At 56.8% G+C, this 17,847-nt stretch carries 13 protein-coding genes and 1 tRNA gene; all 14 read left to right on the top strand.

What is annotated here, in order from left to right; all coding sequences use genetic code 11:
• Positions 1 to 28: 28 nt before the first annotated feature.
• Entirely contained in the window at positions 29 to 1,222 is a 1,194-nt protein-coding gene (gene tuf, locus ACSQ17_RS07270) for an elongation factor Tu (RefSeq protein ID WP_090377379.1), read from the top strand.
• Between the two features lie 53 nt (positions 1,223 to 1,275).
• A tRNA-Trp gene (locus tag ACSQ17_RS07265) sits at positions 1,276 to 1,351 on the top strand.
• Between the two features lie 42 nt (positions 1,352 to 1,393).
• Entirely contained in the window at positions 1,394 to 1,762 is a 369-nt protein-coding gene (gene secE, locus ACSQ17_RS07260) for a preprotein translocase subunit SecE (protein WP_436068117.1), read from the top strand.
• A gap of 9 nt (positions 1,763 to 1,771) precedes the next feature.
• The gene (gene nusG, locus ACSQ17_RS07255; RefSeq protein WP_108489519.1) at positions 1,772 to 2,305 is read left to right on the top strand and encodes a transcription termination/antitermination protein NusG; all 534 of its coding nucleotides are present in this window, start codon (positions 1,772 to 1,774) and stop codon (positions 2,303 to 2,305) included.
• 116 nt (positions 2,306 to 2,421) lie between these two features.
• Positions 2,422 to 2,853 carry a 50S ribosomal protein L11 gene (gene rplK, locus ACSQ17_RS07250; protein WP_108096542.1) on the top strand — a complete coding sequence of 144 codons (432 nt, stop codon included), beginning with the start codon at positions 2,422 to 2,424 and terminating at the stop codon, positions 2,851 to 2,853.
• Positions 2,853 to 3,548 carry a 50S ribosomal protein L1 gene (gene rplA, locus ACSQ17_RS07245; protein ID WP_436068116.1) on the top strand — a complete coding sequence of 232 codons (696 nt, stop codon included), beginning with the start codon at positions 2,853 to 2,855 and terminating at the stop codon, positions 3,546 to 3,548. Before rplK ends, rplA begins: the two co-directional genes overlap by 1 nt.
• 197 nt (positions 3,549 to 3,745) lie before the next feature.
• Entirely contained in the window at positions 3,746 to 4,246 is a 501-nt protein-coding gene (gene rplJ / locus ACSQ17_RS07240) for a 50S ribosomal protein L10 (RefSeq protein WP_257777841.1), read from the top strand.
• 79 nt (positions 4,247 to 4,325) lie between these two features.
• Entirely contained in the window at positions 4,326 to 4,691 is a 366-nt protein-coding gene (gene rplL, locus ACSQ17_RS07235; protein WP_018925654.1) for a 50S ribosomal protein L7/L12, read from the top strand.
• A gap of 219 nt (positions 4,692 to 4,910) precedes the next feature.
• Entirely contained in the window at positions 4,911 to 8,984 is a 4,074-nt protein-coding gene (gene rpoB, locus ACSQ17_RS07230; RefSeq protein WP_436068115.1) for a DNA-directed RNA polymerase subunit beta, read from the top strand.
• 64 nt (positions 8,985 to 9,048) lie between these two features.
• Positions 9,049 to 13,248 (top strand): DNA-directed RNA polymerase subunit beta', encoded by a 4,200-nt coding sequence (gene rpoC / locus ACSQ17_RS07225; RefSeq protein WP_436068114.1) that lies wholly within the window; start codon positions 9,049 to 9,051, stop codon positions 13,246 to 13,248.
• A gap of 151 nt (positions 13,249 to 13,399) precedes the next feature.
• Positions 13,400 to 13,771, top strand: a complete 372-nt coding sequence (gene rpsL, locus ACSQ17_RS07220; RefSeq protein WP_003463319.1) for a 30S ribosomal protein S12 — start codon at positions 13,400 to 13,402, stop codon at positions 13,769 to 13,771.
• Between the two features lie 118 nt (positions 13,772 to 13,889).
• Positions 13,890 to 14,360, top strand: a complete 471-nt coding sequence (gene rpsG, locus ACSQ17_RS07215) for a 30S ribosomal protein S7 (protein ID WP_010490886.1) — start codon at positions 13,890 to 13,892, stop codon at positions 14,358 to 14,360.
• Between the two features lie 30 nt (positions 14,361 to 14,390).
• A complete protein-coding gene (gene fusA / locus ACSQ17_RS07210; RefSeq protein ID WP_436068113.1) occupies positions 14,391 to 16,520 on the top strand; it encodes an elongation factor G in 2,130 nt (709 codons plus the stop codon).
• Positions 16,521 to 16,550: 30 nt separating this feature from the next.
• Entirely contained in the window at positions 16,551 to 17,744 is a 1,194-nt protein-coding gene (tuf, locus tag ACSQ17_RS07205; RefSeq protein ID WP_090377379.1) for an elongation factor Tu, read from the top strand.
• The last annotated feature ends 103 nt before the right edge of the window (positions 17,745 to 17,847 follow it).

Raw genomic sequence — 17,847 nt, 5'->3', positions numbered from 1 at the left:
GTCGATTCTTCTCTGGGAGGCAGTCAAAATGGCTAAAGAAAAGTTTGAGCGTAACAAGCCGCACGTCAACGTCGGCACCATCGGTCACGTTGACCACGGTAAAACCACTCTGACTGCTGCTCTGACCCGCGTCTGCTCCGAAGTGTTCGGTTCGGCCAAGGTTGACTTCGACAAGATCGACAGCGCCCCAGAAGAAAAAGCTCGTGGTATCACCATCAACACCGCTCACGTTGAATACGATTCGTCCGTGCGTCACTACGCACACGTTGACTGCCCAGGTCACGCCGACTACGTAAAAAACATGATCACCGGTGCTGCGCAGATGGACGGTGCTATCCTGGTTTGCTCGGCCGCTGATGGTCCGATGCCGCAAACCCGTGAGCACATCCTGCTGTCCCGTCAGGTAGGCGTTCCGTACATCGTCGTGTTCCTGAACAAGGCCGACATGGTTGACGACGCTGAGCTGCTGGAGCTGGTTGAAATGGAAGTGCGTGACCTGCTCAGCACTTACGATTTCCCGGGCGACGACACTCCGATCATCATCGGCTCCGCGCTGATGGCTCTGAACGGCCAAGACGACAACGAAATGGGCACCAGCGCTGTTAAGAAGCTGGTTGAAACTCTGGACAGCTACATCCCGGAGCCGGTTCGTGCTATCGACAAGCCGTTCCTGATGCCAATCGAAGACGTATTCTCGATCTCCGGCCGTGGCACCGTGGTAACCGGTCGTATCGAGCGCGGTATCGTCAAGATTCAGGAAGAAATCGAGATCGTTGGTCTGCGTGACACCACCAAGACCACCTGCACCGGTGTTGAAATGTTCCGCAAGCTGCTCGACGAAGGCCGTGCGGGCGAGAACTGCGGCGTTCTGCTGCGCGGCACTAAGCGTGACGACGTTGAGCGTGGCCAGGTTCTGGTCAAGCCGGGTTCGGTTAAGCCGCACACCACCTTCACTGCAGAAGTGTATGTGCTGAGCAAAGAAGAAGGCGGTCGTCACACTCCGTTCTTCAAAGGGTACCGTCCTCAGTTCTACTTCCGTACTACTGACGTAACTGGTAACTGCGAACTGCCGGAAGGCGTTGAGATGGTAATGCCAGGTGACAACATCCAGATGACTGTCACTCTGATCAAAACCATCGCAATGGAAGAAGGTCTGCGTTTCGCCATCCGTGAAGGCGGTCGTACCGTCGGCGCCGGCGTAGTTGCAAAGATCATCGCTTAATCGATTGATCTGCTTTGTTCAGGCCGGCATAATGGTCGGCCTGATTCTGTTTTAGGTCAGTAGCTCAATTGGCAGAGCGACGGTCTCCAAAACCGTAGGTTGGGGGTTCGATTCCCTCCTGACCTGCCATTTTCCTAGAATTTGGCGCGTCTTTTCACAGGATATTAGTAGATGAATGTTAAGGCTGAGGCCAAAGAATCCCGCTTTGATCTGCTTAAGTGGCTGGCTGTTGCTGCTCTGGTAGTTGTTGGCGTGGTTGGTAATCAGTATTTCTCTGCTGAGCCAATTCTGTATCGCGTTATGGCCCTGTTGGTTATTGCCGCTGTGGCTGGTGTGATTGCTCTGCAAACTTCGAAGGGGCAAGCCTTTTGGTTGCTGGCAAAAGAAGCTCGCGTTGAGATTCGCAAGGTCGTTTGGCCAACTCGCCAGGAAACCACGCAGACAACTCTGATTGTTGTGGCTGTTGTTTTGGTGATGGCGCTGCTGTTGTGGGGGCTCGATTCCCTGCTTGGTTGGCTTATTTCGTTGATTGTCGGTTAAAGGTGTCCCGTGGCTAAGCGTTGGTACGTTGTGCATGCTTACTCGGGTTACGAGAAGCATGTTATGCGCTCGCTGATCGAGCGCGTAAAGCTCGCTGGTATGGAAGATGTTTTTGGTGAAATTCTGGTCCCTACCGAAGAAGTGGTAGAGATGCGTAATGGTCAAAAGCGCAAGAGCGAGCGTAAGTTCTTTCCAGGCTATGTTCTGGTGCAGATGGAAATGAGCGAGGCGACTTGGCACTTGATCAAGGACACGCCGCGCGTTATGGGCTTCATCGGTGGCACGGCTGATAAGCCGGCACCCATTACCGAAAAAGAAGCTGATGCCATTCTGCGTCGTGTTGCTGATAGCGGCGACAAGCCCAAGCCGAAAACATTGTTTGAACCGGGTGAAATGGTGCGCGTGACCGATGGTCCGTTTGCTGATTTCAGCGGTGTGGTTGAAGAAGTGAACTACGAAAAGAGCCGCATCCAGGTTGCAGTGACCATCTTCGGTCGCTCCACGCCGGTCGAGCTGGAGTTCAGTCAGGTCGAAAAGGCATAACTGACACAAGCATCCCTTACCCCGCAGTCCTGGGCTGCGGGGTTTTGTCGTCACTGGGATAAATAGGCAATAACTGGGGAGCCGTAAGGCGCTAGAACCCAAAACTGGAGTAGCTCATGGCTAAGAAAATTACGGCTTACATCAAGCTGCAAGTAAAGGCTGCGCAAGCCAACCCGTCGCCACCCGTCGGCCCGGCCCTGGGTCAGCACGGCGTGAACATCATGGAATTCTGCAAGGCGTTCAACGCCAAGACCCAGGGCATGGAACCTGGTCTGCCGACTCCAGTGATCATCACTGTATACAGCGACCGTAGCTTCACTTTTGAAACCAAAAGCACCCCGGCTTCAGTTCTGCTGAAGAAGGCTGCTGGCCTGACCAGCGGTTCGGCTCGTCCGAACAGCGTCAAGGTTGGCACTGTGACTCGTGCTCAGCTGGAAGAGATCGCCAAGACCAAACAGGCTGATCTGACTGCCGCTGATATGGATGCAGCTGTGCGTACTATCGCCGGCTCCGCTCGTAGCATGGGCCTCAACGTGGAGGGTGTGTAATGGCTAAGTTGACCAAGCGTCAAAAGGCAATCGCTGAGAAGGTTGAAGCTGGCAAGGCTTACAACTTCGTTGAAGCGGCCGCTCTGCTGGCTGAGCTGTCGGCAGTCAAGTTCTCTGAGTCCGTGGATATCGCCGTCAACCTCGGTGTTGATCCGCGTAAATCCGACCAGGTTGTTCGTGGCGCTACCGTTCTGCCGAATGGCTCGGGCAAAAGCGTTCGCGTTGCCGTGTTCACCCAGGGCCCGGCTGCTGAAGCCGCTCTGGCTGCCGGCGCTGATCGCGTAGGCATGGACGAACTGGCTGCTGAAATGAAAGGCGGCGACCTGAACTATGACGTGGTTATTGCTTCCCCGGATGCAATGCGCGTTGTTGGTCAGCTGGGTCAAGTGCTCGGCCCACGTGGCCTGATGCCTAACCCGAAAGTCGGCACCGTGACTCCTGACGTCGCTACCGCTGTGAAAAATGCCAAGGCTGGTCAAGTACGTTTCCGTACTGACAAGAACGGCATCATCCACGGTTCCGTCGGCAAGGTCGGTTTTGATGCCGAGAAGCTGAAGCAGAACGTTGAAGCCCTGATCTCTGATCTGAAGCGCCTGAAGCCGTCGACCTCGAAAGGCGTCTACGTCAAGCGCGTTACCCTGAGCACCACCATGGGCCCAGGTCTGATCATCGACCAGAGCTCGCTGGACGCGTAATAAATGAGGCGGCGCAGTGATTGCGCCGCTTTGAAGGTTTGGGGTCCCTGCTTTGCGGGGGCTATCCAAGACCGTAGGTGGCGCAAGCCTTAAACCAACAGCCTACGCAGATGGTGCTCCCGATTCTTACCGAATCAGACACCAAAACGACATCCACCCTCGGGCGGATGAAACGGTAACAAGCAGGAGTTAAACCCGTGGCAATTAAACTCGAAGACAAGAAGGCCATCGTCGCTGAAGTCAACGAGGCTGCCAAAGGTGCCCTGTCCGCTGTCGTGGCTGATGCCCGTGGTGTGACAGTAGGCGCTATGACCGGACTCCGTAAAGAGGCCCGCGAAGCTGGCGTATACGTACGTGTTGTACGTAATACCCTGCTCAAGCGCGCTGTTGAAGGCACCGAGTACTCGGTCCTCAACGACGTGTTCAAAGGCCCGACCCTGATTGCATTCTCTAAGGAACATCCGGGCGCTGCTGCCCGTATTTTCAAAGAGTTCGCCAAGGGTCAGGACAAGTTCGAGATCAAGGCAGCTGCGTTCGAGGGCAAGTTCCTCGCAGCAAACGAGATCGATGTGTTGGCTTCGCTGCCAACTCGCGACGAAGCCATTGCGAAACTGATGAGCGTGATTCAAGGCGCTACCAGCAAGCTGGCTCGTACTCTGGCGGCCATTCGCGACCAGAAAGAAGCTTCCGCTGCTTAAGGCTGCGTAGTTCCTTTCAAAATCATATGTTTAATTTGATGGCTGCGTAGGCTGTCACCCCAATACAGGATTTAAAGTCATGTCTCTGACTAACGAACAAATCATCGAAGCAATCGGCCAGAAAACCGTTCTGGAAGTTGTTGAACTGATCAAAGCAATGGAAGAAACCTTCGGCGTTACCGCTGCTGTTGCCGCTGCTGGCCCAGCTGCTGCTGCCGCTGTTGTTGAAGAGCAAACTGAATTCAACGTCATGCTGACCGAAGCTGGCGAGAAGAAAGTTAACGTGATCAAGGCAGTTCGTGAACTGACCGGTCTGGGCCTGAAAGAAGCCAAGGCTGTAGTTGACGGCGCTCCTGCCATGGTTCTGGAAGCTGTTGCGAAAGATGCAGCTGACAAAGCCAAAGCTGCTTTGGAAGAAGCTGGCGCCAAAGTCGAGCTCAAGTAAGCGACGACCTTGCGTCTACAGCCCAAGCGTTGAGCGAAAGGCTGATGGCTGGTGGCTTTTGCCACCGGCCTTTTTCCGTTCTAGGTCGGCGAATCATTGGCTGGTCTGGGGCGCGAAAGTCCCGCCCGAAGTGGCGGCGCAAACCTAGGGTTTGCAAGAGTTTCTGGCAACTCCCGTCGGAGGGGCCAAATAAGCAGGTGACCAAGCTGGGGAACGCTGATGGCTTACTCATACACTGAGAAAAAACGTATCCGCAAGGACTTTAGCAAGTTGCCGGATGTCATGGATGTGCCGTATCTCCTGGCCATCCAGCTGGATTCGTATCGCGAATTCCTGCAGGCAGGAGCGACCAAGGACCAGTTCCGCGACATTGGCCTGCATGCGGCCTTCAAGTCTGTTTTCCCGATTATCAGCTATTCCGGCAATGCTGCTCTGGAGTATGTCGGTTATCGCCTGGGCGAGCCGGCTTTTGATGTCAAAGAATGCGTACTGCGTGGCGTTACTTTCGCCGTGCCGCTGCGAGTCAAAGTCCGTCTGATCATTTTCGACAAAGAGTCGTCGAACAAAGCGATCAAGGACATCAAAGAGCAAGAAGTGTACATGGGCGAAATTCCGCTCATGACCGAGAACGGTACCTTCGTTATCAACGGTACCGAGCGCGTTATCGTGTCCCAGCTGCACCGTTCCCCAGGTGTGTTCTTCGACCACGACCGGGGCAAGACCCACAGCTCGGGCAAGCTGCTGTACTCGGCTCGCATCATTCCTTACCGCGGCTCCTGGCTGGACTTCGAGTTCGACCCGAAGGACGCGGTATTCGTGCGTATCGACCGTCGCCGCAAACTGCCGGCTTCCGTACTGCTGCGCGCGCTGGGCTACAGCACTGAAGAAGTGTTGGACGCCTTCTATGCGACCAACGTATTCCATGTGAAGGGCGAGTCCCTCAACCTGGAGCTGGTACCACAGCGTCTGCGTGGTGAAATTGCCGTCCTCGACATCAAGGACGAGAAAGGCAAGGTCATCGTTGAGCAGGGCCGTCGGATTACCGCGCGCCACATCAACCAGTTGGACAAAGCTGGTATCAAAGAGCTGGAAGTGCCGATCGACTACCTGATCGGTCGTACCACGGCCAAGGCCATCGTGCACCCGGCTACTGGCGAAATCATCGCCGAATGCAACACCGAGTTGAACGTCGAGATTCTGGCCAAAGTGGTCAAGGCTCAGGTCGTGCGCATCGAGACGCTGTACACCAACGACATCGACTGCGGCCCGTTCATCTCTGATACCCTGAAGATCGACAGCACCACCAATCAGTTGGAAGCGCTGGTCGAGATCTACCGCATGATGCGTCCTGGCGAGCCGCCAACCAAGGATGCTGCCGAGACCCTGTTCAACAACCTGTTCTTCAGCGCCGAGCGTTACGACCTGTCGGCCGTCGGCCGCATGAAGTTCAACCGTCGTATCGGTCGCACCGAGATCGAAGGTTCGGGCGTGCTGAGCAAGGAAGATATCGTCGAGGTCCTCAAGACCCTCGTCGACATCCGTAACGGCAAAGGCATCGTCGACGACATCGACCACCTGGGTAACCGTCGTGTTCGCTGCGTAGGCGAAATGGCCGAGAACCAGTTCCGCGTTGGCCTGGTACGTGTTGAGCGTGCGGTCAAAGAGCGTCTGTCGATGGCTGAAAGCGAAGGCCTGATGCCGCAAGACCTGATCAACGCCAAGCCGGTTGCGGCGGCGGTGAAAGAGTTCTTCGGTTCCAGCCAGCTCTCGCAGTTCATGGACCAGAACAACCCGCTCTCCGAGATTACCCACAAGCGCCGTGTTTCGGCTCTTGGCCCAGGTGGTCTGACCCGTGAGCGCGCCGGCTTCGAAGTCCGTGACGTACACCCGACCCACTACGGCCGCGTGTGCCCGATCGAGACCCCTGAAGGTCCGAACATCGGTCTGATCAACTCCCTTGCGGCCTATGCCCGCACCAACCAGTATGGCTTCCTGGAAAGCCCGTACCGTGTGGTGAAGGACACCCTGGTCACCGATGAGATCGTCTTCCTGTCCGCCATTGAAGAGGCTGATCACGTGATCGCCCAGGCTTCGGCGACCATGAACGACAAAGGTCAGCTGGTTGATGAGTTGGTGGCCGTGCGTCACCTCAACGAATTCACCGTTAAAGCGCCTGAAGACGTCACCCTGATGGACGTATCGCCCAAGCAGGTAGTTTCGGTTGCTGCTTCGTTGATTCCGTTCCTCGAGCACGACGACGCCAACCGTGCGTTGATGGGTTCGAACATGCAGCGTCAGGCTGTACCAACCCTGCGCGCCGACAAGCCGCTGGTCGGTACCGGCATGGAGCGCAACGTGGCACGCGACTCCGGCGTTTGCGTCGTGGCGCGTCGTGGCGGTGTGATCGATTCCGTCGATGCCAGCCGCATCGTGGTACGGGTCAACGATGACGAAGTTGAAACTGGCGAAGCCGGTGTCGACATCTACAACCTGACCAAATACACCCGTTCCAACCAGAACACCTGCATCAACCAGCGTCCTCTGGTGAGCAAGGGTGACAAGGTTGAGCGCAGCGACATCCTGGCTGACGGCCCGTCCACCGACATGGGTGAACTGGCACTGGGCCAGAACATGCGCGTGGCGTTCATGCCGTGGAACGGTTTCAACTTCGAAGACTCCATCTGCCTCTCCGAGCGCGTGGTGCAAGAAGACCGTTTCACCACTATCCACATTCAGGAACTGACCTGTGTGGCGCGTGACACCAAGCTCGGTTCGGAAGAAATCACTTCCGACATCCCGAACGTCGGTGAATCGGCACTGAACAAGCTGGACGAAGCGGGCATCGTGTATGTCGGCGCTGAAGTCGGCCCTGGCGACATCCTGGTGGGTAAAGTCACGCCAAAAGGCGAGACCCAACTGACTCCGGAAGAGAAGCTGCTGCGTGCGATCTTCGGTGAGAAGGCGTCCGACGTTAAGGACACCTCCCTGCGTGTGCCGACTGGCACCAAAGGTACCGTTATCGACGTACAGGTCTTCACTCGCGATGGCGTGGAGCGCGATGCGCGTGCCCTGTCGATCGAGAAGAGCCAGCTCGACGAGATCCGTAAGGACCTCAACGAAGAGTTCCGTATCGTTGAAGGTGCAACCTTCGAGCGTCTGCGTTCCGCCCTGGTTGGTAAGAAAGCCGAAGGCGGCGCTGGCCTGAAGAAAGGTGCGGAAGTTACCGACGAGTTCCTCGACGGCCTCGAGCGCGGTCAGTGGTTCAAGCTGCGCATGGCGGACGATGCACTGAACGAGCAGTTGGAAAAGGCCCAGGCCTATATCTCCGACCGCCGTCAGCTGCTCGACGACAAGTTCGAAGACAAGAAGCGCAAGCTGCAGCAGGGCGATGACCTGGCTCCAGGCGTACTGAAGATCGTCAAGGTTTACCTGGCCATCCGCCGTCGCATCCAGCCGGGTGACAAGATGGCCGGTCGTCACGGTAACAAGGGTGTGGTCTCGGTGATCATGCCGGTTGAAGATATGCCGCACGACGTCAACGGCACGCCGGTCGACATCGTTCTCAACCCGCTGGGCGTACCGTCGCGTATGAACGTCGGTCAGATCCTTGAAACCCATCTGGGCCTCGCGGCCAAAGGTCTGGGCGAGAAGATCAACCGCATGCTCGAAGAGCAGCGCAAGGTCGCCGAGCTGCGCAAGTTCATGCAGCAGATCTACAACGAGATCGGTGGTCGTCAGGAAAGCCTGGATGAGCTGAGCGATCAGGAAATCCTGAAACTGGCGCACAACCTCAAAGGCGGTGTGCCGATGGCCACCCCGGTGTTCGACGGTGCCAAGGAAAGCGAAATCAAGGCCATGCTGAAACTGGCAGACTTGCCAGAAAGCGGCCAGATGCGCCTGATCGACGGCCGTACCGGCAACCAGTTCGAGCGCCCGACTACCGTTGGCTACATGTACATGCTGAAACTGAACCACCTGGTGGACGACAAGATGCACGCGCGTTCCACGGGTTCCTACAGCCTGGTTACCCAGCAGCCGCTGGGTGGTAAGGCGCAGTTCGGTGGTCAGCGCTTCGGTGAGATGGAGGTCTGGGCACTGGAAGCCTACGGCGCCGCCTACACCCTGCAGGAAATGCTGACCGTGAAGTCGGACGACGTGAACGGCCGTACCAAGATGTACAAAAACATCGTGGACGGTGATCACCGTATGGAGCCGGGCATGCCCGAGTCCTTCAACGTACTGATCAAAGAGATCCGTTCGCTGGGTATCGATATCGATCTGGAAACCGAATAACACGTGACGCGAATCGAGAGCGGGGCTGCCTAGCCCGCTCTCTGCTCCGCCAGGAGGAAAGGCCTTGAAAGACCTACTGAATTTGCTGAAAAACCAGGGTCAAGTCGAAGAGTTCGATGCCATTCGCATCGGTCTGGCTTCGCCTGAGATGATCCGTTCGTGGTCGTTCGGTGAAGTTAAAAAGCCGGAAACCATCAACTACCGTACGTTCAAACCTGAGCGTGACGGCCTGTTCTGCGCCAAGATCTTTGGCCCGGTTAAGGATTACGAGTGCCTGTGCGGTAAGTACAAGCGCTTGAAGCATCGCGGCGTGATCTGCGAGAAGTGCGGCGTTGAAGTAGCACTGGCTAAGGTTCGTCGTGAGCGCATGGCGCACATCGAACTGGCTTCGCCGGTTGCCCACATCTGGTTCCTGAAATCGCTGCCGAGCCGTATCGGTTTGCTGATGGACATGACCCTGCGTGATATCGAACGCGTTCTCTACTTCGAGAGCTATGTCGTTATCGATCCAGGCATGACCACCCTGGAAAAAGGCCAACTGCTTAACGACGAGCAGTACTTCGAAGCCCTCGAAGAGTTCGGTGATGACTTCGACGCCCGCATGGGTGCTGAAGCCGTTCGCGAACTGCTGCACGCGATCGACCTGGAGCACGAGATTGGCCGTCTGCGCGAAGAAATTCCGCAAACCAACTCGGAAACCAAGATCAAGAAGCTGTCCAAGCGTCTGAAGCTGATGGAAGCTTTCCTCGGCTCCGGCAACCTGCCTGAGTGGATGGTGTTGACCGTTCTGCCGGTTCTGCCGCCAGACCTGCGTCCGCTGGTTCCGCTCGACGGCGGCCGCTTCGCGACTTCGGATCTGAACGATCTGTATCGCCGCGTGATCAACCGTAACAACCGCCTCAAGCGCCTGCTCGATCTGTCCGCGCCGGACATCATCGTGCGCAACGAAAAGCGCATGCTTCAGGAAGCGGTCGACGCCCTGCTCGACAACGGCCGTCGCGGTCGCGCCATCACTGGCTCGAACAAGCGTCCGCTGAAGTCGCTGGCCGACATGATCAAAGGTAAGCAAGGTCGCTTCCGTCAGAACCTGCTCGGTAAGCGCGTGGACTACTCCGGTCGTTCCGTTATTACTGTGGGTCCGACCCTGCGTCTGCACCAGTGCGGTCTGCCGAAGAAGATGGCTCTCGAGCTGTTCAAGCCGTTCATTTTCGGCAAGCTGGAAATGCGTGGTCTGGCGACCACCATCAAGGCTGCCAAGAAGATGGTCGAGCGCGAGCTGCCAGAGGTTTGGGACGTTCTCGCCGAAGTGATTCGCGAACACCCCGTACTGCTCAACCGTGCACCCACTCTGCACCGTCTGGGCATCCAGGCGTTTGAGCCGGTTCTGATCGAAGGTAAAGCGATTCAGCTGCACCCGCTGGTCTGCGCCGCGTACAACGCCGACTTCGACGGTGACCAGATGGCCGTGCACGTTCCGCTGACCCTCGAGGCTCAGCTGGAAGCACGCGCGCTGATGATGTCGACCAACAACATCCTTTCGCCTGCCAACGGTGAGCCGATCATCGTACCGTCCCAGGACGTGGTTCTGGGTCTGTACTACATGACCCGTGAAGCCGTGAACGCCAAGGGCGAAGGTCGTGTATTTGCTGACCTGCAGGAAGTTGACCGGGTGTTCCGTGGCGGTGAAGCCTCGCTGCATGCGCGGGTAAAAGTGCGCATCAACGAAACCATCAAGGAAAAAGACGGCTCGATCACCAAGAACACCCGCATCGTCGACACCACTGTCGGCCGCGCGCTGCTGTTCCAGATCGTACCGGCCGGCCTGTCGTATGACGTGGTCAACCAGTCGATGAAGAAGAAGGCTATCTCCAAGCTGATCAACCAGTGCTACCGCACCGTTGGCTTGAAAGACACCGTGATCTTCGCTGACCAACTGATGTACACCGGTTTTGCCTATTCGACCATCTCGGGTGTGTCGATCGGTGTGAACGACTTCGTTATCCCGGATGAGAAGGCGCGCATCATTGACGCCGCCACCGACGAAGTTAAAGAGATCGAATCGCAGTACGCCTCCGGCCTGGTCACCCAGGGCGAGAAGTACAACAAGGTGATCGACCTCTGGTCCAAGGCCAACGATGAAGTCTCCAAGGCGATGATGGCCAACCTCTCGAAAGAGGCGGTTGTTGATCGCGAAGGCAAGACTGTCGAGCAAGAGTCCTTCAACTCGATGTACATGATGGCCGACTCCGGTGCGCGGGGTTCTGCTGCGCAGATCCGTCAGCTCGCCGGTATGCGTGGTCTGATGGCCAAGCCGGACGGCTCGATCATCGAAACGCCGATCACCGCGAACTTCCGCGAAGGTCTGTCGGTTCTGCAGTACTTCATCTCCACTCACGGTGCGCGTAAAGGTCTGGCGGATACCGCACTGAAGACCGCGAACTCCGGTTACCTGACGCGTCGTCTGGTGGACGTGGCGCAGGATCTGGTCGTGACTGCAATCGATTGCGGTACCGAGCATGGTCTGCTGATGACGCCGCACATTGAAGGCGGTGACGTGGTAGAGCCGCTGGGTGAGCGCGTACTGGGTCGTGTTATCGCCAAGGATGTACCGAAGCCAGGCAGCGATGAAATCATCGTTCCGGCCGGTACCCTGGTTGACGAGCAGTGGGTTGAGTTCATCGAGCGCAACAGCATCGACGAAGTGATCGTGCGTTCGCCGATCACCTGCGAAACCCGTTACGGCATCTGCGCCAAGTGCTACGGTCGCGACCTGGCTCGTGGTCACCAGATCAACATCGGTGAAGCAGTCGGCGTTATCGCTGCCCAGTCGATCGGTGAGCCGGGTACCCAGCTGACCATGCGTACGTTCCACATCGGTGGTGCGGCAAGCCGTACTTCGGCTGCCGACAGCGTCCAGGTGAAGAACGGCGGCGCGGTGCGTCTGCACAACCTGAAGCACGTCGAGCGTCTGGACGGCAACCTGGTCGCGGTATCGCGTTCCGGCGAGCTGGCGATTGCTGACGAGTTCGGTCGTGAGCGTGAGCGCTACAAGCTGCCTTACGGTGCTGTTATCTCCGTGAAGGAAGGTGACAAGGTCGACGCTGGCGCCATCGTTGCCAAGTGGGACCCGCACACCCACCCGATCGTGACCGAAATGAAAGGTACCGTGACCTATGTGGGCATGGAAGAAGGCATCACCATCAAGCGCCAGACCGACGAACTGACCGGTCTGACCAACATCGAAGTCCTCGATCCGAAAGATCGTCCGGCTGCCGGCAAGGAAATTCGTCCTGCCGTTAAGATGGTGGGCGAAGATGGCAAGGATCTGCTGCTGCCAGGTACCGACGTACCGGCTCAGTACTTCCTGCCAGCCAACGCCCTGGTGGGTGTGGCGAATGGTGCTCAGGTGGGCGTGGGTGATGTTATTGCCCGTATCCCGCAAGAAACCTCGAAGACTCGCGACATCACCGGTGGTCTGCCGCGCGTTGCCGACTTGTTCGAAGCCCGTCGTCCGAAAGAAGCGTCGATCCTAGCGGAAATCAGCGGCACCATCTCGTTCGGTAAGGAGACCAAAGGCAAGCGCCGTCTGGTCATCACGCCGACCGATGGTAGCGACCCGTACGAAGAGCTGATCCCGAAATGGCGTCACCTGAACGTGTTCGAGGGTGAGCAGGTCAACAAGGGTGAGGTTATCTCCGACGGTCCGAGCGATCCGCACGACATCCTGCGTCTGCTGGGCGTCAGCGCGCTGGCCAAGTACATCGTCAACGAGATTCAGGACGTTTACCGCCTGCAGGGCGTGAAGATCAACGACAAGCACATCGAAACCATCCTGCGCCAGATGCTGCGTAAGGTTGAAGTGGCTGAGTCGGGTGATTCCAGCTTCATCAAGGGCGACCAGATGGAACTGACCGCAGTACTGGGTGAAAACGAGCGTCTGGCGGCAGAAGACAAGTTCGTCGCCAAGTACACCCGCGTGTTGCTGGGTATCACCAAGGCGTCGCTGTCCACCGAGTCGTTCATCTCGGCGGCCTCCTTCCAGGAAACCACTCGCGTTCTTACCGAGGCGGCGGTTACTGGCAAGCGCGACTACCTGCGTGGTCTGAAAGAAAACGTGGTCGTGGGTCGTCTGATCCCGGCCGGTACCGGTCTGGCCTATCACAGCGAGCGCAAGCGCAAGCGTGAAGCTGCCCAACCAGTACGTGTCAGCGCCAGTGAAGTGGAAGCCGCACTGACCGAAGCGCTGAACTCCAGCGGTAATTAAGTGTAGGGCCTCGCTATTCCGGTAGCGGGGCTTTGCCTTGACTGGGGCGGTGAGTCTCTTTAGACTCATGCACCCCTAAATTTGGCAGGGCACGTGCTCTGTCATTTTGTTTGTAGGGCAATAGCGTCGCAAGACAACAGTGGAGCTTAAGATGGCAACTATCAACCAGCTGGTACGTCAGCCGCGTAAGCGTATCGTCGAGAAATCCGACGTGCCTGCGCTGCAGAACTGCCCGCAGCGTCGTGGTGTGTGCACTCGCGTGTATACCACTACGCCGAAAAAACCTAACTCGGCACTGCGTAAAGTTTGCCGTGTACGCCTGACCAACGGTTTCGAGGTTTCCTCGTACATCGGCGGTGAAGGCCACAACCTGCAAGAGCACAGCGTCGTTCTGATTCGTGGCGGCCGTGTAAAAGACTTGCCAGGTGTGCGTTATCACACCGTGCGCGGTTCGCTGGATACCTCCGGCGTTAAAGACCGTAAGCAGGGTCGTTCGAAGTACGGTACTAAGCGTCCGAAGTAATCGGCGCTCTGTACTGAATTGCGAGTTTCTATTTTTCTGAGTCGATAAGAGTAAGGTCGGGCATCCACCTCAGGGTGCAGTCCCGGGCTAACCTGAAGACCGTTTGAGGGCTTATCAAATGCCAAGACGTCGTGTAGCAGCCAAGCGCGAAGTGCTTGACGATCCAAAATACGGAAGCCAAATCCTGGCCAAGTTCATGAACCACGTAATGGAAAGCGGTAAGAAAGCCGTTGCCGAACGTATCGTTTATGGCGCCCTGGATAAGGTTAAAGAGCGTAAGAACAGCGATCCCCTGGAAATCTTCGAGAAAGCTCTCGACGCCATCGCTCCGCTGGTCGAAGTGAAGTCGCGCCGTGTAGGCGGTGCTACTTACCAGGTTCCGGTCGAAGTTCGCCCGTCCCGTCGTAACGCTCTTGCCATGCGCTGGCTGGTAGATTTCGCCCGTAAGCGTGGCGAGAAATCCATGGCCCTGCGTTTGGCTGGCGAGCTGTTGGATGCTGCAGAAGGCAAAGGTGCTGCAGTTAAGAAGCGTGAAGACGTGCACCGCATGGCAGAAGCCAACAAGGCTTTCTCGCACTACCGCTTCTAAATCTGGCATCTCAATATTTGCGAGGGCTTTATGGCTCGTACTACACCGATTAACCGCTACCGTAATATTGGTATCTGCGCGCACGTTGATGCGGGCAAGACCACCACTACCGAGCGGATCCTGTTCTACACAGGTCTCAGCCACAAAATGGGTGAGGTGCATGACGGCGCGGCAACTACCGACTGGATGGTGCAGGAGCAGGAGCGTGGTATCACCATTACCTCCGCTGCTGTAACCACCTTCTGGAAAGGTTCGCGTGGTCAGTACGACAACTACCGTGTAAACGTTATCGATACCCCCGGTCACGTAGACTTCACCATTGAAGTAGAGCGTTCGCTGCGCGTACTCGACGGCGCTGTCGTGGTGTTCTGTGGTACTTCCGGCGTTGAGCCGCAGTCCGAAACCGTATGGCGTCAAGCCAACAAGTACGGCGTTCCACGTGTTGTCTACGTGAACAAGATGGACCGTGCTGGCGCCAACTTCCTGCGCGTTGTCGGTCAGATCAAAAACCGCCTGGGTCACACCCCGGTTCCGGTTCAGCTGGCTATCGGCTCCGAAGAGAACTTCGAAGGTCAGATCGATCTGATCAAGATGAAGGCCATCTACTGGAACGATGACGACAAGGGTACTACCTACCGCGAGGAGGAGATCCCGGCTGAGCTGCAGGATCTGGCTGACGAGTGGCGCTCGAACATGATCGAGGCGGCTGCCGAAGCCAGCGAAGAGCTGATGAACAAGTACCTCGAAGGCGGTGAGCTGACTGTCGAGGAAATCAAGGCAGGCCTGCGTTCGCGTACCCTGGCTGGTGAAATTGTTCCTGCTGTTTGCGGTTCCTCGTTCAAGAACAAGGGCGTTCCGCTGGTGCTCGATGCTGTTATCGACTACCTGCCGGCTCCGACCGAGATCCCTGCAATCAAGGGTATCCATCCGGACATCATCGACAAGCCGAAAGAGACGCTGGTCGATGCTGACTACGATGAGCGTCACGCTGACGATGCAGAGCCGTTCTCGGCGCTGGCCTTCAAAATCGCCACTGACCCATTCGTGGGTACTCTGACCTTCGTTCGCGTGTACTCGGGCTTCCTCAGTTCCGGTGACTCCGTGATCAACTCGGTCAAGGGCAAGAAAGAGCGCGTTGGTCGTATGGTGCAGATGCACGCCAACCAGCGTGACGAAATCAAGGAAGTACGTGCAGGCGACATCGCTGCTCTGATTGGCATGAAGGACGTCACCACTGGTGACACCCTGTGCTCGATCGAGAAGCCGATCATTCTTGAGCGTATGGACTTCCCGGAGCCGGTAATTTCGGTGGCGGTAGAGCCGAAAACCAAGGCTGACCAGGAGAAGATGGGTATTGCTCTGGGCAAACTGGCTCAGGAAGACCCGTCGTTCCGCGTCAAGACTGACGAAGAAACCGGTCAGACCATCATCTCCGGTATGGGTGAGCTGCACCTGGACATCCTCGTTGACCGCATGAAGCGCGAGTTCAACGTTGAGGCCAACATTGGTAAGCCTCAGGTTTCCTACCGCGAGAAAATCACCAAGAACTGCGAAATCGAAGGCAAGTTCGTGCGTCAATCCGGTGGTCGTGGCCAGTTTGGTCATTGCTGGATTCGCTTCGCACCTGCTGATGAAGGTCAGGAAGGTCTGGTCTTCGTCAACGAGGTCGTAGGTGGTGTGGTTCCGAAGGAATACATCCCGGCGATCCAGAAGGGTATCGAAGAGCAGATGAAGAACGGCGTTGTTGCCGGCTATCCGCTGATCGGCCTGAAGGCAACCGTGTTCGATGGTTCCTACCACGACGTCGACTCCAATGAGATGGCGTTCAAGGTGGCGGCTTCCATGGCGACCAAGCAGCTGGCCCAGAAGGGTGGCGGTGTTGTGCTTGAGCCGATCATGAAGGTGGAAGTAGTAACCCCTGAGGACTACATGGGTGACGTGATGGGTGACCTGAACCGTCGTCGTGGTCTGATCCAGGGTATGGAAGATTCGGTATCGGGCAAAGTGATCCGTGCTGAGGTTCCGCTGGGTGAGATGTTCGGTTACGCGACCGACGTCCGTTCCATGTCTCAGGGTCGCGCAAGCTACTCCATGGAATTCTCCAAATACTCCGAGGCTCCGGCGAACATCGTCGAAGCTCTGGTTAAAAAACAAGGCTGATTCAGCCCTTTAGGCAAGGAGTTAATTGTCGTGGCTAAAGAAAAATTTGAACGTAACAAACCGCACGTCAACGTAGGCACTATCGGTCACGTTGACCACGGTAAAACCACTCTGACTGCTGCTCTGACCCGCGTCTGCTCCGAAGTATTCGGTTCGGCCAAGGTTGACTTCGACAAGATCGACAGCGCCCCAGAAGAAAAAGCTCGCGGTATCACCATCAACACCGCTCACGTTGAATACGATTCGTCCGTGCGTCACTACGCACACGTTGACTGCCCAGGTCACGCCGACTACGTAAAAAACATGATCACCGGTGCTGCGCAGATGGACGGTGCTATCCTGGTTTGCTCGGCCGCTGATGGTCCGATGCCGCAAACCCGTGAGCACATCCTGCTGTCCCGTCAGGTAGGCGTTCCGTACATCGTCGTGTTCCTGAACAAGGCCGACATGGTTGACGACGCTGAGCTGCTGGAGCTGGTTGAAATGGAAGTGCGTGACCTGCTCAGCACTTACGATTTCCCGGGCGACGACACTCCGATCATCATCGGCTCCGCGCTGATGGCTCTGAACGGCCAAGACGACAACGAAATGGGCACCAGCGCTGTTAAGAAGCTGGTTGAAACTCTGGACAGCTACATCCCAGAGCCGGTTCGTGCTATCGACAAGCCGTTCCTGATGCCAATCGAAGACGTATTCTCGATCTCCGGCCGTGGCACCGTGGTAACTGGTCGTATCGAGCGCGGTATCGTCAAGATCCAGGAAGAAATCGAGATCGTTGGTCTGCGTGACACCACCAAGACCACCTGCACCGGTGTTGAAATGTTCCGCAAGCTGCTCGACGAAGGTCGTGCGGGCGAGAACTGCGGCGTTCTGCTGCGCGGCACTAAGCGTGACGACGTTGAGCGTGGCCAGGTTCTGGTCAAGCCGGGTTCGGTTAAGCCGCACACCACCTTCACTGCAGAAGTGTATGTGCTGAGCAAAGAAGAAGGCGGTCGTCACACTCCGTTCTTCAAAGGCTACCGTCCTCAGTTCTACTTCCGTACTACTGACGTAACTGGTAACTGCGAACTGCCGGAAGGCGTTGAGATGGTAATGCCAGGTGACAACATCCAGATGACTGTCACTCTGATCAAAACCATCGCAATGGAAGAAGGCCTGCGTTTCGCCATCCGTGAAGGCGGTCGTACCGTCGGCGCTGGCGTCGTAGCCAAAATCATCGCGTAAGTGATGGTTTGAGAAAAAGCCCCCGCTTGCGGGGGCTTTTTTATTGGGTTGACACCTGCTAGGGGCGTCTATAGAATCACGCCTCCTTTTAACGGGCGTATTG

Source organism: Pseudomonas sp. LjRoot71, assembly GCF_964253255.1.
Classification (GTDB): Bacteria; Pseudomonadota; Gammaproteobacteria; order Pseudomonadales; family Pseudomonadaceae; genus Aquipseudomonas.
Note: the sequence above shows the minus strand (reverse complement) of the source record. Positions and strands in the feature narration are given on the sequence as shown.